Source organism: Polaromonas sp., assembly GCF_035638815.1.
In the GTDB taxonomy this organism is placed as follows: Bacteria; Pseudomonadota; Gammaproteobacteria; order Burkholderiales; family Burkholderiaceae_C; genus Polaromonas.
Genome location: NZ_DASQZG010000024.1, coordinates 1 through 13,020 on the forward strand (window position 1 = coordinate 1; position 13,020 = coordinate 13,020).

General features: G+C 60.1%; 15 protein-coding genes. 8 read left to right on the plus strand and 7 right to left on the minus strand.

What is annotated here, in order from left to right:
- From VE934_RS15180 to VE934_RS15200, 5 genes are all read left to right on the plus strand, one after another.
- On the plus strand, window positions 1-197 hold a 197-nt coding region (locus VE934_RS15180; protein ID WP_324888986.1), incomplete at its 5' end, for an IS3 family transposase.
- Between the two features lie 309 nt (window positions 198-506).
- Entirely contained in the window at window positions 507-683 is a 177-nt protein-coding gene (locus tag VE934_RS15185; RefSeq protein ID WP_324888988.1) for a hypothetical protein, read from the plus strand.
- Between the two features lie 138 nt (window positions 684-821).
- Window positions 822-2,006: a fumarylacetoacetate hydrolase family protein gene (locus tag VE934_RS15190; RefSeq protein WP_324888990.1), complete on the plus strand. Its 1,185-nt coding sequence runs from the start codon at window positions 822-824 to the stop codon at window positions 2,004-2,006.
- Window positions 2,007-2,158: 152 nt separating this feature from the next.
- Window positions 2,159-2,569 carry a response regulator gene (locus tag VE934_RS15195; RefSeq protein ID WP_324888992.1) on the plus strand — a complete coding sequence of 137 codons (411 nt, stop codon included), beginning with the start codon at window positions 2,159-2,161 and terminating at the stop codon, window positions 2,567-2,569.
- Between the two features lie 120 nt (window positions 2,570-2,689).
- Window positions 2,690-3,130 carry a hypothetical protein gene (locus tag VE934_RS15200; protein ID WP_324888994.1) on the plus strand — a complete coding sequence of 147 codons (441 nt, stop codon included), beginning with the start codon at window positions 2,690-2,692 and terminating at the stop codon, window positions 3,128-3,130.
- A 43-nt stretch (window positions 3,131-3,173) separates the two neighbouring features.
- Here VE934_RS15200 and VE934_RS15205 read toward each other — a convergent pair whose 3' ends face one another.
- Together VE934_RS15205 and VE934_RS15210 are read right to left on the minus strand one after the other, a co-directional pair.
- Complete coding sequence (locus VE934_RS15205) at window positions 3,174-4,019, minus strand: DUF2726 domain-containing protein (protein ID WP_324888996.1); 846 nt, start codon at window positions 4,017-4,019, stop codon at window positions 3,174-3,176.
- 132 nt (window positions 4,020-4,151) lie between these two features.
- Window positions 4,152-5,480, minus strand: coding sequence for a hemolysin family protein (locus VE934_RS15210; protein ID WP_324888998.1), 1,329 nt, complete (start codon window positions 5,478-5,480; stop codon window positions 4,152-4,154).
- A 23-nt stretch (window positions 5,481-5,503) separates the two neighbouring features.
- On the opposite strand from VE934_RS15210, the gene VE934_RS15215 reads away from it, so the two are divergent.
- Window positions 5,504-6,361, plus strand: coding sequence for a symmetrical bis(5'-nucleosyl)-tetraphosphatase (locus tag VE934_RS15215; RefSeq protein WP_324889000.1), 858 nt, complete (start codon window positions 5,504-5,506; stop codon window positions 6,359-6,361).
- Window positions 6,362-6,423: 62 nt separating this feature from the next.
- Here VE934_RS15215 and VE934_RS15220 read toward each other — a convergent pair whose 3' ends face one another.
- The 3 genes from VE934_RS15220 to ypfJ form a co-directional block, all read right to left on the minus strand.
- The gene (locus tag VE934_RS15220; RefSeq protein WP_324889002.1) at window positions 6,424-7,335 is read right to left on the minus strand and encodes a YihY/virulence factor BrkB family protein; all 912 of its coding nucleotides are present in this window, start codon (window positions 7,333-7,335) and stop codon (window positions 6,424-6,426) included.
- A gap of 94 nt (window positions 7,336-7,429) precedes the next feature.
- On the minus strand, window positions 7,430-8,893 hold the full coding sequence (locus VE934_RS15225) for a DEAD/DEAH box helicase (RefSeq protein WP_324889004.1): 1,464 nt from the start codon (window positions 8,891-8,893) through the stop codon (window positions 7,430-7,432).
- Between the two features lie 83 nt (window positions 8,894-8,976).
- Window positions 8,977-9,858, minus strand: coding sequence for a KPN_02809 family neutral zinc metallopeptidase (gene ypfJ, locus VE934_RS15230; protein WP_324889006.1), 882 nt, complete (start codon window positions 9,856-9,858; stop codon window positions 8,977-8,979).
- 70 nt (window positions 9,859-9,928) lie between these two features.
- Between ypfJ and pcp the strand changes: the two genes are divergently transcribed.
- Window positions 9,929-10,594, plus strand: a complete 666-nt coding sequence (gene pcp, locus VE934_RS15235) for a pyroglutamyl-peptidase I (protein ID WP_324889008.1) — start codon at window positions 9,929-9,931, stop codon at window positions 10,592-10,594.
- Here the strand turns inward: pcp and VE934_RS15240 are convergent.
- Together VE934_RS15240 and VE934_RS15245 are read right to left on the minus strand one after the other, a co-directional pair.
- Window positions 10,591-10,848: a hypothetical protein gene (locus tag VE934_RS15240; protein WP_324889010.1), complete on the minus strand. Its 258-nt coding sequence runs from the start codon at window positions 10,846-10,848 to the stop codon at window positions 10,591-10,593. The genes pcp and VE934_RS15240 overlap by 4 nt on opposite strands.
- A gap of 75 nt (window positions 10,849-10,923) precedes the next feature.
- On the minus strand, window positions 10,924-11,280 hold the full coding sequence (locus VE934_RS15245) for a hypothetical protein (protein WP_324889012.1): 357 nt from the start codon (window positions 11,278-11,280) through the stop codon (window positions 10,924-10,926).
- Window positions 11,281-11,622: 342 nt separating this feature from the next.
- Between VE934_RS15245 and VE934_RS15250 the strand changes: the two genes are divergently transcribed.
- Window positions 11,623-12,981 (plus strand): MBL fold metallo-hydrolase, encoded by a 1,359-nt coding sequence (locus tag VE934_RS15250; RefSeq protein ID WP_324889014.1) that lies wholly within the window; start codon window positions 11,623-11,625, stop codon window positions 12,979-12,981.
- Window positions 12,982-13,020 lie beyond the last annotated feature (39 nt).

Below are 13,020 nucleotides of genomic sequence, written 5' to 3' on the forward strand. Positions count from 1 at the left end.
AGAAGGAAAGAATCAAGCGTCAGATCTATCGAACACGGGACGATGCCAAGTCAGACGTGTTTGATTACATCGAGGGTTTCTACAATCGAGTTCGCAGGCACAGTCATCTTGACCTTCTGAGCCCGCTGGCATTCGAGCAGCAAGCTTGGCACAGCCTTGGCACAGTTGCAAAGAGGGACGGTGATAATGGGCGATAAACCGATGAGCTAAAATCGCGGTAAGTCGTTGATTTAATTACCATCGACTCGCCTGGACTCTCATCAACCATCCACTAAATCTCATTCGTAATGAGAAGGTCGGGTGTTCGATTCATCTCTCCGGCACCACATAAAGGGAACAGCGCACAAGGCCTGTTCCCTTTTTTGCATGTGGAGTGACCGCTCACGGCCTCCATCTTGTGACTTAATGGCGCTCCATCTGCCTTCAACCGCTGGACGCGCTCGCGTCCTACGGTAGCAAAGGCGGAAATGGGCGACAAGCTCACCACCGAGGAATAAGCTGTACCCATGCATTCCGCAGAAACACTCATCGAATTCAGAATCAGGATAGACGCCGAGCGGCTCCTGACGCTGAAGCGCCTGGACCGTTTTCGGAAACTGAGCGACGCGATGATGGCTTTCCAGAACCGGCGCGGCCCCGCGCCGACAACGGAAGATTTTGAGACATGGCGCAAGCAGGTTTGAAACTCCACCCGATTATTTGCCCCAGCTAAATTCGTTTGAGGCACCGTCGAAAATCTTCTGACTGAAAGGTCAGGAGATTTTTTATGTCGTATTAACATATGACCTTTGGCCAAACGCCGCAGCCAAGGGCACATCGACATGACGCTTCTACTTACCGCCTCCTCCATCCTGCCGAAGGATCACACACAAGCCACCTTGGTCGGACGCCTGTGGAAGCCCGGCGTGGGGCCCGTGCTGGTTGCAGTGGCTGATGGGGGTTTGCATGATCTCTCTGCCATTGCAGCAACCGCCAGCCAGTTGCTTGAGTTGCCTGACCCTGCCGCAGCCGTGCAAAGCGCGCTGGTTGACGGTCGCACCAAACTGGTCGCCCCACTGAAGCCCACGCTTGCTCAATGCGACCCTGCAACGCGCAATGAGCAACTCCCCTGGCTGCTGGCGCCGTGTGACTTGCAGGCAATCAAGGCCAGTGGCGTCACCTTTGTAGCGAGCTTGCTGGAGCGGGTGATTGAAGAGCAGGCGCGTGGGGATGCGTCTCGGGCGCATGCCATTCGCGAGGAACTCAGCAAGATCCTGGGTGACAACCTCGCTGGTATCGTGCCGGGCTCGGCGCAGGCGGCCAGCGTGAAACAGGCGTTGCTGGCGCAGGGTGCCTGGTCGCAGTACCTGGAAGTGGGGATTGGCCCGTATGCGGAGATTTTTACCAAATCACAACCGCTTTCGGCCGTGGGTCTGGGTGCGGACATTGGTATACACCCCGAGTCTGTTTGGAACAACCCTGAGCCAGAGGTGGTGCTGGCCGTTAACAGTCGGGGCGAAACGGTTGGTGCCACGCTGGGCAATGATGTGAATCTGCGCGACTTTGAAGGACGCAGTGCGCTGCTGCTGGGCAAAGCCAAGGACAACAACGCGTCCTGCGCTATTGGGCCGTTTATTCGTTTGTTTGATGCGAACTTCGGCATTGACGATGTGCGCCGCTGTGAGCTGAGCCTGCGGGTGGATGGGCCTGAGGGTTTCACCATGCTGGGCAGCAGTTCCCTCACAAAGATCAGCCGGGACCCGCTGAACCTGGTGCAGCAGGCCGCAGGTGCCAACCATCAGTATCCTGATGGCTTTATGTTGTTTCTGGGCACCATGTTTGCGCCTACGCAGGATCGTCACGGACCCGGACAGGGCTTTACCCATGTTGTGGGCGATGTAGTTCGGGTGGAGACGCCTGCCCTGGGCGCGCTGGTCAACCGGGTGACGCATACCGACAAGGCGCCACCGTGGACCTTTGGCATCACTGCGTTGATGCGCAACCTCGCTGGGCGCGGGCTGCTTTGACCCTCCTCTCCAAAACAAGCGATACCTAGGTAGTAGGACTCTACCTACAGCGGGCGCGTCCCTGGCCCACACTCCCGTCAGCCATAACCATATAATCTCTTTCCATTGAAAAACATCGAGTTCTTCAAAAGGGAACCTGAATGGAGACGAACATGGGGCTGAGAGTTTTTTTGGTTGAGGACAACGAGCTGATGCGACAACAACTCGTTGAGTCCCTGAATGAGGAACTCAACGTTGATCTTGTCGGTACGGCTGAGACGGAAGCCGAAGCCAAAGACTGGCTGGAGCGCAACCCGCGTGGCTGGGACGTCGCCATTCTGGATTTATTCTTGCGGGAGGGCACAGGCGCCGGCGTCCTGAGGTACTGCAAAACCCGCGCTGAAACCCAGGATGTGCTGGTGATGACCAACTACCCCATCTCGTCCTTGTTGACCCATTGCCGCCTGTTGGGCGCCAACGCCGTTTATGACAAGTCGAGCGAGCTGGGCGACCTGATCGCCTATTGCATCGGTAGAGCAAGCCACGCCGATGCCCTTGAGCCCAGACGACGCCTCGACGCCTGAATAGGGGGTCGGGTCGATAGAGCGCCGGGCGTCGCCGTCACAAATCACCGCCGTTACAATCGGTTGCCTGCCAGCGTGGCACCCGGTCAGGCCGTGTTGCAACCTTGCCGGCCCAACGTCATGACCTCTTTCAAATACCTGATCGTCCTGTTCAGCGCTTTCATCACGCTCGGCTGTGCTTCCATGGGCTCTGCGCCTATGGGCAATGACAGCACTGTCACCGAAGCCAACTCGAAACAAATCTCGGGCGATATTCCCCTCCCAGTAGGCGCAGTCATCAAGCAGCAGGACACGCTGGTCATGGGCTCGGGTAGTGCCTGGACGGGCCGTTTGAGTGTGGCCATCTCCGGCGAGCCTCAGGCCGTGTTTGCCTATTTCCGGGATACCCTCCCCGCCTCGGGATGGGCCTTGACCTCGAGCTCGTTCTCCAAAACCAGCTTGCTCAGCTTTACCAAGGGTGAGCGGGCCGCTACCGTGCAGGTGCAGAGCACCAGTTTCGGCGGCAACGACGTGTTGATCACAGTTGCACCCGCCATCAGGCCAGCCGCTGGTCGTCCCTGAAGGCCTGAAAGGGCCCAGCCCCGAGTCTGATCTGGGGAAGGGTTTACGGCGAAGCCGGAGGTGATTCGCCTTCGTCGTCGATTGGGGTGAACGAGTCTTCCCACGCTTGGGCAAAGTTTTGATCCGCGTTGTCCTGCACGATGCCCGAGGAAGTACTCAGGGGATCAAATCCGGCAACACGTATCTTGCGATTGCGCTCCAGCTTGGCCCGCAGGCTGCTGCGCGCTTCAGCAATCGCGTTCATGTCGATGCCCTGAACATCCAGCCCACGAGCATCCTGCAGCACTACCCCGCTGGCGCTGCGCATCGGTGCCGGCTCTGTCGCCAGTCCATCGCCCTCTTTCCAATGATCCAGAGGCGACGGGTCCAGGCCTGAGAGTCCGCCGTCTGGCAACTCAATCTCGCCCAGAAACTCCGCACGCACAGCCTCCAGCGTGGGCAAGTTGCTTGCACGCACCACCGCATAGGCCATGCCGCACTCGGCGAAAAGCTTTTGCTTCAGGTTGCGGTTGCTGGCCTTGAGGCCGCGCGGGCCGGGCAGGTCAATACAACCAATCGCCGTGCCGTCAGCAGCACAAACCGTGAAGGTGCAGTAGACGCCGCTGAGCAGCACGTGCGTTTGTATGCGGACAGCTTCGGTGCGTGGCGCCATGAAACGGATCACCGGGATTTTTACCAGAACATGGTGATCAAAAAAAGCGGATTTCAGCCAGTGCCAGACCTCATGTTCGGTGTCCGTCAGCAGGGGGCGGGCCTGGAGTTGCCACTTGTCCGGGAGGCGCTTCTTTTTGCGAGCCGCGCGCGCCGCCCAGCTTCGAAAGCCAAGAACGCCCACAGCCATGCCGGATGCGGCGGCCAACGCCAGGGCCGGCAGGGATAGATTCAACATGCGTGCTCCGCCTCTCTCTTTTTTTGGCAGTGTATACACCGGGCGCAACCTTACCGGGCCTTACAGCCGATAGTTGCACAGGTGTCTCCCGAATGAGACGGTCTGGACACCAAAGTGGTGCTCGGTACCGTTCTACGGCGCCGGAGCGGGGCTGGCGAGTACTTTGTCGATGCGTTTGCCGTCCAGGTCCAGCACTTCAAAGCGCCAGCCGGCGCAATCGATGTGCTGGCCGGTGCCAAGAAGCCGTCCCGACACGCTTTGCAACAGCCCCGCCACGGTGTTGTACCGGCCGCGTTCTTCAGCGGGCAGTTGCTTGATGTCCAGCCTGGCCTTGAGTTCTGACACCGGCATCACGCCGTCAATCAGCCAGCTGCCATCGGCCCGCTGCGTGGCCCAGGCGTCAATCTGGGCGCCGGGTTGCAACTCGCCGGTAATGGCCTCCAGCATGTCCATGGGTGTCATCAGGCCCTGCACCACGCCATATTCATCCACCACAAACACAATGCGTGTGGACTTGGTCCGGAACTGTTCCAACAACTCCATGCCGGTTAACGTTTCGGGCACAAACACAGCCTGCACGGCGTAGGCGGCTATACGGTCCGCAACAGAGGGCGCGGAGCCGACATCTGCCGTAGAGCCGGTTTGCTGAATCTGCCCGCGCAGCGCCAACAGCTTGGCCACATTGACCACACCCACCACATCGTCCAGGCTGCCATTGCAAACGGGGTACCAGGAATGGCCGGTCGCACCGGCCTTGTCGATCGCCTGGGCCACGGTGTCGCTGGCGTCCAGCCATTCGATGTCGGACCGCGGCAGCATCAGCGAGGTGAGCAGACGATCGTCCAGCAGAAACACGTTTTGCACCATCTGGTGTTCGTGCTCTTCAATCAGTCCGGCGTCCACGCCCTCTTCCAGACTGGCGGTGATTTCTTCTTCGGTTACGCCGCGGTCTCCGGCGGTGTCCACGCGCAACACCTTGAGCACGGCGTGGGTGCTGAAGGACAGCAATCGCACAAAGGGCTTGGCGCCTGTCGCCACCCACATCATGGGGCGTGACACGAGGCGCGCCACGGTCTCGGGGAAAAGCTGCCCAATACGCTTGGGCACCAGTTCGCCGAACACGATGGTGATAAAGGTGATGATGGTGACCACCAGCGCGGTGGCGGTGATGTCGGCTGCGCGCGGGGAAGCGCCAAAACTCTGGATCCAGTTCGACAACCCACCGCTGAAGGCCGCCTCGCCAATGATGCCGTTGAGCATGCCGATAGACGTGATGCCAACTTGCACCGAGGAGAGGAACTGCGTCGGGTTGTCCAGCAGTGTCAGCGCCGCCTGTGCGCCCTTGTCTCCAGACTCGGCCATCGCGCTTAGCCTGGCCTTCCGGCTGGCGGCCAACGCCATCTCGGACATGGCGAACACGCCATTGAGCAGGGTCAGAAAAGCGATGAGGATGAAATCCATGAGGCTGCAGGCAGAATGAACACATGGCACTTTACTTGATTGGCGACCTGCAGGGTTGCCACGAACCCCTGCAACGCCTTCTGAGGCACATTGATTTCTCTCCCAGCCGCGACACCCTGTACCTGCTGGGGGATCTGGTCAACCGCGGCCCGGATTCGCTGGCCGTGTTGCGAAGCCTCAGTGCATTGGGTGACGCGGCGCAGTGTTTGCTGGGCAATCATGACCTCAACCTGCTGGGCATCCGCCATGGCCTGCGCAAGCCGCACCGCAACGACACCGTGCAACAGGTGCTGGACGCGCCTGACTGCGAGCCCCTGCTGGACTGGCTGCGATACCGCCCCATGGCCATCCATGCGCATGGGTGGCTGATGGTGCACGCCGGCGTGCTGCCTCAGTGGAGCGCCGAGCAAACCATGGCGTTGGCCGGAGAGGTGGAGGCGGCCTTGCGCGGCCCTGATCTGCCGAACTTTTTAAAGAGCATGTACGGCAACACCCCCAACCAGTGGAGCGATAGCCTGATGGGCCCGGAGCGCTTGCGCGTGATTGTGAATGCCCTGACGCGCATGCGTTTTTGCACGCCCAACGGCGAAATGGAATTCGCTAGTACTGGTAGCGCACAGGAGGCGCCGGCGGGTTACGTGCCCTGGTTCGAAGCCCCGGGCCGCAAAACCGCAGCCCTGCCGATCGCCTTTGGTCATTGGTCTACCCTGGGGGCTGAAACGGCCAAGGCCAAAGCTGGCTTGCTGTGTAACACGCTGCCGCTCGACACAGGATGCGTATGGGGCGGTTGCCTGAGCGCGGCAAAACTCGGCAGCAGTCCGGGCCGCTTCGAGATGATCCAGGTGAAATGCGTCGCGTCACAGGCTCCCGGAGGCTTCTGAACACATTCTTCGGAGCCGTTTTGGCCAAATGCCCAGGAACAACGGGCAAAGTTTGCTATCAATTAAGTAGCAACGCGTTTTTCAAGATCGGCGAGTGCAGCTTCGTCCGACAAGGAGCGCGCCACACTGGCCGCGAGCAGCAAAACGGCCGACGAAAAATAAATCCACATCAGCAGAACCACCAGCGACCCCGCAGCGCCATACGCTGACACTACCGCCGCGGTGGAGAGGTAAATCGCCAGCAGGTACTTGCCCAGGGCAAACAAAATGCCCCCGGCGATCGCACCCATCACCAAAAACCGCAACGCCGGCTTGGGGCCGGCACTCATGCGCATCAGGGCCACAAAAAGGGCGACGCTAAAACCCAGCGACACGAGCTCATTGATCACCACCGCGAGTTTTTCCAGAGGAAAGTAAGCCCCTGCCCAGCCGGTCAAAAAAGTCAGAAAAGTGGAGATCGCCAGAGAAACCAGCAACAGGAAGCCAAAGGCCAGTATGTAGGCTATGCCGCGCAGCCGCAGCGACGCGCTGTACCACCACTTCTGTTTTGGCAACTCGCCAGTCTCATGGCGCCAGAGCCGCTCAAACGCGTCCTGTAGCTCGGCAAACACACCCGTAGCACCCGACAGAAGCAAGCCAAAGGCAATCAGCGAAGCCAGCAAACCGTCTGAAGGATCTTTCGCGCTCGCCAGCGCTTGCTGCACCAGCTGCGCGCCCTGCTCGCCAATGACTTCGCCAATCTTGCGGATCAGGCCTGCCTCGATATAGCTCCTGTCCAGCCACCACCCCAGCACCCCCACCAGCAATACCAACAAGGGGGCGAGGCTGAGGATGCCGTAAAAGGACATGGCCGCGCTCATCCGCAATCCCTCCGCGTCAGACCAGAGACTGATCGCTCGGCGTATAGGTCGGAACAGTGTGAGGAGAAACGAAAACGGGGATGCCGGTCGCGCGTCGGTTTGGCTGGAAGGCATGACTGTTAGCTTATCCAGCCCGGAGCTGGCCAGCACTCAGACGCAGACGCTGAAAAAGGTAGGCGCGAGCCGACTGGCGCGACCTGAGCCGAACTCAGGCCGTCGTTTTGAAAAGCGCCGCGACTTTTTTCTTTGGCTTTATATTGGCCGACACGCTGCTCCGTGAGGCGCCGCTTTTGGCCGCAGCTTCCCAGGCGGGTTGCGCTTCGGAAGGAAGGCTTGACTCGTAGGGTTTGTCAAAAAACGGATCACGCGGTGCGGCCTGGCGCTGGTGCGGCGGATGCTCACGGCGCTCCCTGTTCTCGCGACGTTCACGCGGCACTTCTGCGCCTTCGCGCGGCTCTTCTGCGCCGCTTTCGCGGTACATGCGCCTGCCGTCATTGATGCGACCCTGCTCCTTGATCCTGGGCTGATCTTCATCAAACTCCATGGGCTCGAGCTCGATTTTGGTCTTGATCAGTTTTTCGATATCAGCAACCAGGCGCTGGTCGCTGGCGGCGGCAAAACTCACAGCCAGACCAGCAGCGCCGGCGCGGCCGGTGCGGCCAATGCGGTGCACATAGTCTTCGGCGTTAAAGGGTACGTCGAAGTTGAACACCGCCGGCACATCCTTGATGTCCAGTCCGCGGGCGGCAACGTCGGTGCAGACCAGCAAATCGACCTCGCCTTTTTTAAAGGCTTCCAGCGCTTTCAGGCGTTCATCTTGGCTCTTGTCGCCATGCAGGGCGGTGGTTTTCAGACCTTCACGCTCCAGCGAGCGGGCCAGACGGGCACAACCCAGCTTGCTGTTGACGAACACAAAGGCCTGTTTCATGCCGCGGGTCTTGAGAATCTGGTGCAGCGCGCGGCGCTTGTCGTCGGCATTAACGGCATAAAAATGCTGCTCTACCGTGGAGGCGGTGGCGTTGGAGCGGGCGACCTCAATCGTCACCGGGTCCTGCAGGTAGCTTGATGCCAGACGCTTGATCTCGGGCGAGAAAGTCGCAGAAAACAGCAGGGTAATCCGCTGTTTGGGCAGGTAGCTCAGGATTCGCTGCAAATCGGGTAAAAAGCCAATGTCCAGCATCCGGTCGGCTTCGTCCAGCACCACATACTCAACCTGGTTCAGCACCGTGTTTTTGGCTTCAATGTGGTCCAGCAACCGGCCGGGTGTCGCCACCAGCACTTCAACGCCTTTTTTCAGTTCCAGCGTCTGGGGCTTCATGTCCATGCCGCCAAACACCACCGTGCTGCGCAGGTTGGTGTATTTGGCGTACAGCTCGACCTGTTCTGCCACCTGAACGGCCAGCTCACGCGTGGGCAGCAGCACCAGAGCGCGCACCGGGTGCCGGGCGGGCGAGGTGGAAGGGTTTTCGTGTTTCATCATGCGCTGCAGCAGGGGCAGCGCAAATGCGGCGGTTTTGCCGGTACCGGTCTGGGCAGCGCCCATGACGTCTTTGCCCTGCAGCACGACCGGAATGGCCTGCTCCTGAATGGGTGTCATGGTTTCGTAGCCCATTTCGGCCACGGCGCGAGCCAGCGGCTCAGCTAAATTGAGATTGGAAAAAGACGTCGTCATAACCTTCTATTGTCTCATTTCGGGGCAGAAAGCCCAAAAACCTCAATACCCGGGGGTATGGGCCGCCGCAAGGGCGATGAGAATCACAACTGCTTTGCACTGAAGGTGTCGCAGGCCTTGACGCTGCCGGTTTTCAGGCCGGTGTCAAACCACCGCGCACGCTGGGCACTGGTGCCGTGGGTAAAACTTTCAGGCACTATGGCGCCGCCGCGAGAGCCCTGCAGCGCGTCGTCGCCGATTTTGGCGGCTGCGTTCATGGCTTCTTCAACGTCGCCCTGCTCCAGCACGCTGCGGGCGCGCTGGGCATGGTGGGCCCACAACCCGGCAAAACAGTCCGCCTGCAGCTCCAGCCGCACGCTCATGCCGTTGTATTCAGCCTTGCTGACCCTGCCGCGCATCTGCTCCATCTTGCCGGTGATGCCCAACTGGTGTTGCACATGGTGCCCTACCTCGTGCGCAATCACATAGGCCTGGGCAAAGTCGCCGGGTGCACCCAGCTTTTTCTGCAGTGTTTCGTAAAAGCCAAGGTCAATGTAGACCTTCTGGTCAGCCGGGCAGTAAAAAGGCCCCATGGCAGCCTGCCCTTGACCACAGGCCGTGGAGGTGCCGCCACGGAACAGCACCAGCTGAGGCTCACGGTAGGTGCTGCCGCCCTTGGTAAAGATGTCCTTCCAGACGTCTTCCGTGTCCGCCAGCACGGTGGATACAAACTTGCCCATACGGTCGTCTGCGGGGGGACCCTGTGCCGGTGCCTGCTGGACCTGCGCGGGCGATTCGCCTCCGGTGAGCATGCCCAGGATGGTCAGCGGATTGATGCCGAACACCATGCCGCCGACCAGCGCCACGACGATGGTGCCGATTCCGATGCTTTTTCCGCCGATCAAGCCGCCCAGGCCGCCACCACCCCCACCGCCGCTGCGGCGGTCTTCAACGTTGCTGGACTCGCGGTTGCCTTCCCATTTCATAATTTGCTTTCAGTAAGTTCAATCAAACAAGTGATGCCTGAGTAGCTTGATCCTGCCCTCACAATGACGGATGGCCGCGCCACGCACTTCATCCTCCCGCCCCTGCGTTCTGCTCACAGGTTTCGACGCGTTTGGCGGAGAAACCATGAACCCTAGCTGGCTGAGCGTTCAGTCTCTGCATGGCAGGCGTATTCAGGACCACACGGTCGTCGCAGCGCAGCTGCCCACGGTTTTTGACGATTCGCTGGTAGAACTGAAGCGCCTGCTGCTTCTGCACAAGCCGGCTCTGGTGATTTGTGTGGGTCAAGCGGGTGGACGCGCCGCCATATCGCTGGAGCGCGTCGCCATCAATATCAACGATGCACGCATTGCAGACAACGCCAGCGCGCAGCCGATAGATACGCCCGTGATCAATGGCGGGCCTGCTGCTTACTTCAGCTCCCTGCCGATCAAGGCCATGCTGTTGGCGATTCGGCACAAAGGCATTCCTGCAGAGGTGTCCCAGACGGCGGGCACATTTGTCTGCAACCACGTGTTTTATGGGCTGATGCACATGCTGGCCAAGCAAAGAGGCTTCAAACAAACGCGTGGCGGATTTATTCATGTCCCCTACCTCCCAGATCAGGGCCAACCCAGCTTGCCGCTGGACAGCATGGTGCAGGGTTTGCGCATTGCTGTGATGACGGCACTGAAAACCGGCAAGGACATTGCCAGCGGCGCGGGTGCGCTCGACTAAGTTTTGTCGATTTGGCCTGGATTGGGTGGAATCGAAGGTGCGGTTTGCGCGCCCGGTTCCGTACGCAGAAGCCTGACAACCAGCCAGGTTCCCATCAGCGCGTTGCCGATGGCAAAAAAACCCACTACCAGCATGGCAGCGGTACCGAGCGGTCGATTCTGAACGATCCAGGCAAGCGCAGCGGAAAGCGCGTTGAGGATCAGCATGAACCAGAAAAGGGGGTTTCGTGGCTGAAACAAGCGGGACAGCTTCATGGGAAGACATGCTAACCGCTGTTTCCAATGAAGGCCCCGTTCTGATTTTTGACGACGGGCTGCTACCGCGCCAGACTATCGATGGGTACTGAAAGACGCCGGCACAAAACCTTGCACACTGCTTGGCGCCATTGCGCTTCGGCTAAAGCCTGCGGTGTTGGCAACAACCACAGAGGTCTGCGCGCCTTCACTGTCAGCCTTGGCCAGTTGTATGCAGCTGTTCAGCTCTGCTCCACGCTTGCTTTCCATGCAGTAAGCGATGGCGGTTTTTTGCGATGCAAGCAAGGATTCGCGAAGCTCCGCTTTTCGGACCTGCCCGTTGGCCACCGACGCAAGCCCGGTCAGCATGACAAGCAATACCAGAACCGCAGCACCCAGATGGATGTATTCCCGTGGGACTGAATTAACTCTTGGCAGGTGGTTGGAAAACATGAACAGACTCCTCGTTACGTCTGATGCAATATTAGGTGGACGTCTCGCTCCCATTGAGCGGCCCACCGCCCGACCAGATGTAGGATAAAACCGCTTCAAAACAAGGGGCTTCCCGTCCCGTAAAACGGGGCGATGCCAAGCGTGTTTCCCACCCCGAAACACGCGGAGACCCCTTGCTCTACGGCCACCCCTTCTGGGGCCCAAAACGGCTGACCATGCCCCTGGCAGGCGGTGCGGCGCGGGCTCGGATCTTGCCGCAGCCTGGCCGACGTTGACCCAGCGTCTCCGGCCGACTTGATCCAGCGCAAGCGGTGCCCCACCAGCACTTCCTAGACTGGGGCCATGAAACTCCAATTTTTGGGCGCAACCGACACTGTCACGGGCTCCAAGTACCTGGTCACGCACGACAAAGCCCGAGTGCTGGTCGATTGCGGCCTGTTTCAGGGCTACAAACTGCTTCGCCTTCGCAACTGGTCGCGGCTGCCCGTGGATCCTGCCTCGATTGACGCATTGATCCTGACACATGCCCACATCGATCACAGCGGCTACCTGCCACTGCTGGCGCGTCAGGGTTTTCGCGGCAAGGTGTTTTGCTCCCCCGCCACGTATGACCTGTGCCGCATCCTCCTGCCGGACTGCGGCCACCTGCAGGAAGAAGAGGCAGACTTTGCCAATCGCCACAAGTTGTCCAAACACAAGGAGGCGCTGCCGCTTTACACGCGCGACGACGCGCTGCAATGCCTGAAGTTGTTTCACCCGCAGCCCTATGGCAAAAGCTGGCAGCCCGCAGCCGGCCTGCATGCCAGCCTGTCGCCCTCCGGGCACATGTCGGGCTCGTCGTTTGTGCGGCTGGATGACGGATCCCGCTCTATCCTGTTCTCAGGTGACATTGGCCGGCCCAACGACATGATCCTGAAGGCGCCGACACCGATGGAAGGCGCCGACTACCTGGTGGTCGAGTCGACCTATGGCGACCGCCTGCACAAAAACACCGACCCGCTGCAGGCGCTGGGCGAAGTCATCAACCGCACGGCCGCGCGCGGTGGGGTGGTGGTGATTCCGGCCTTCGCAGTGGGACGCGCGCAAAGCCTGTTGCACTGCATCGGGCTGCTCAAGGCCAAGGGCGTGATTGCGGACCTGCCGGTGTACCTGAACAGCCCGATGGCCGCCAACGCCATGCAGGTCTACCTCAAGCACAAGGCCGAACTGCGGCTTACCCCTGCCGAATGTGAGGCGATGGCGCACATTGCTCACGTTGTCCAGTCGCCTGAAGAATCGAGACAACTGAACGCCCGGCGCGGACCGATGGTGATTGTTGCCGCCAGTGGCATGGCCACCGGTGGCCGGGTGGTGCACCACCTCAAAGCCTTTGCGCCAAACAAGCGCAACACCATCCTGTTCGCCGGTTACCAGGCTGGCGGCACACGCGGCGCGACCATCGCGGGCGGCGCCCCCAGTGTGCGCATCCATGGCGAGGACGTCTCTGTCCATGCCGAGGTGGCGATGCTTGATGACCTCTCGGCGCATGCCGATGCTGCGGAAATTGTCAGCTGGCTGCGGGGCTTCAAGGCACCACCGAAGCAGACTTTCATCACCCACGGCGAGCCAGCGGCGGCCGACGCCATGCGCCAGCGTATCGAGCGCGAACTGCACTGGTCATGCCACATGCCCTTCTACCTCGAAACCGTCCACCTCCGTTGATAGCAGCGCCGGTGAATTCTGGCTCTTGCCTGGAAACGG

Coding starts and splice junctions, on each gene's coding strand:
- VE934_RS15185 (WP_324888988.1), top strand. CDS start 507: ATGCATTCCGCAGAAACACTCATCGAATTCAGAATCAGGATAGACGCC.
- VE934_RS15190 (WP_324888990.1), top strand. CDS start 822: ATGACGCTTCTACTTACCGCCTCCTCCATCCTGCCGAAGGATCACACA.
- VE934_RS15195 (WP_324888992.1), top strand. CDS start 2,159: ATGGGGCTGAGAGTTTTTTTGGTTGAGGACAACGAGCTGATGCGACAA.
- VE934_RS15200 (WP_324888994.1), top strand. CDS start 2,690: ATGACCTCTTTCAAATACCTGATCGTCCTGTTCAGCGCTTTCATCACG.
- VE934_RS15205 (WP_324888996.1), bottom strand. CDS start 4,019: ATGTTGAATCTATCCCTGCCGGCCCTGGCGTTGGCCGCCGCATCCGGC.
- VE934_RS15210 (WP_324888998.1), bottom strand. CDS start 5,480: ATGGATTTCATCCTCATCGCTTTTCTGACCCTGCTCAATGGCGTGTTC.
- VE934_RS15215 (WP_324889000.1), top strand. CDS start 5,504: ATGGCACTTTACTTGATTGGCGACCTGCAGGGTTGCCACGAACCCCTG.
- VE934_RS15220 (WP_324889002.1), bottom strand. CDS start 7,335: ATGCCTTCCAGCCAAACCGACGCGCGACCGGCATCCCCGTTTTCGTTT.
- VE934_RS15225 (WP_324889004.1), bottom strand. CDS start 8,893: ATGACGACGTCTTTTTCCAATCTCAATTTAGCTGAGCCGCTGGCTCGC.
- ypfJ (WP_324889006.1), bottom strand. CDS start 9,858: ATGAAATGGGAAGGCAACCGCGAGTCCAGCAACGTTGAAGACCGCCGC.
- pcp (WP_324889008.1), top strand. CDS start 9,929: ATGGCCGCGCCACGCACTTCATCCTCCCGCCCCTGCGTTCTGCTCACA.
- VE934_RS15240 (WP_324889010.1), bottom strand. CDS start 10,848: ATGAAGCTGTCCCGCTTGTTTCAGCCACGAAACCCCCTTTTCTGGTTC.
- VE934_RS15245 (WP_324889012.1), bottom strand. CDS start 11,280: ATGTTTTCCAACCACCTGCCAAGAGTTAATTCAGTCCCACGGGAATAC.
- VE934_RS15250 (WP_324889014.1), top strand. CDS start 11,623: ATGAAACTCCAATTTTTGGGCGCAACCGACACTGTCACGGGCTCCAAG.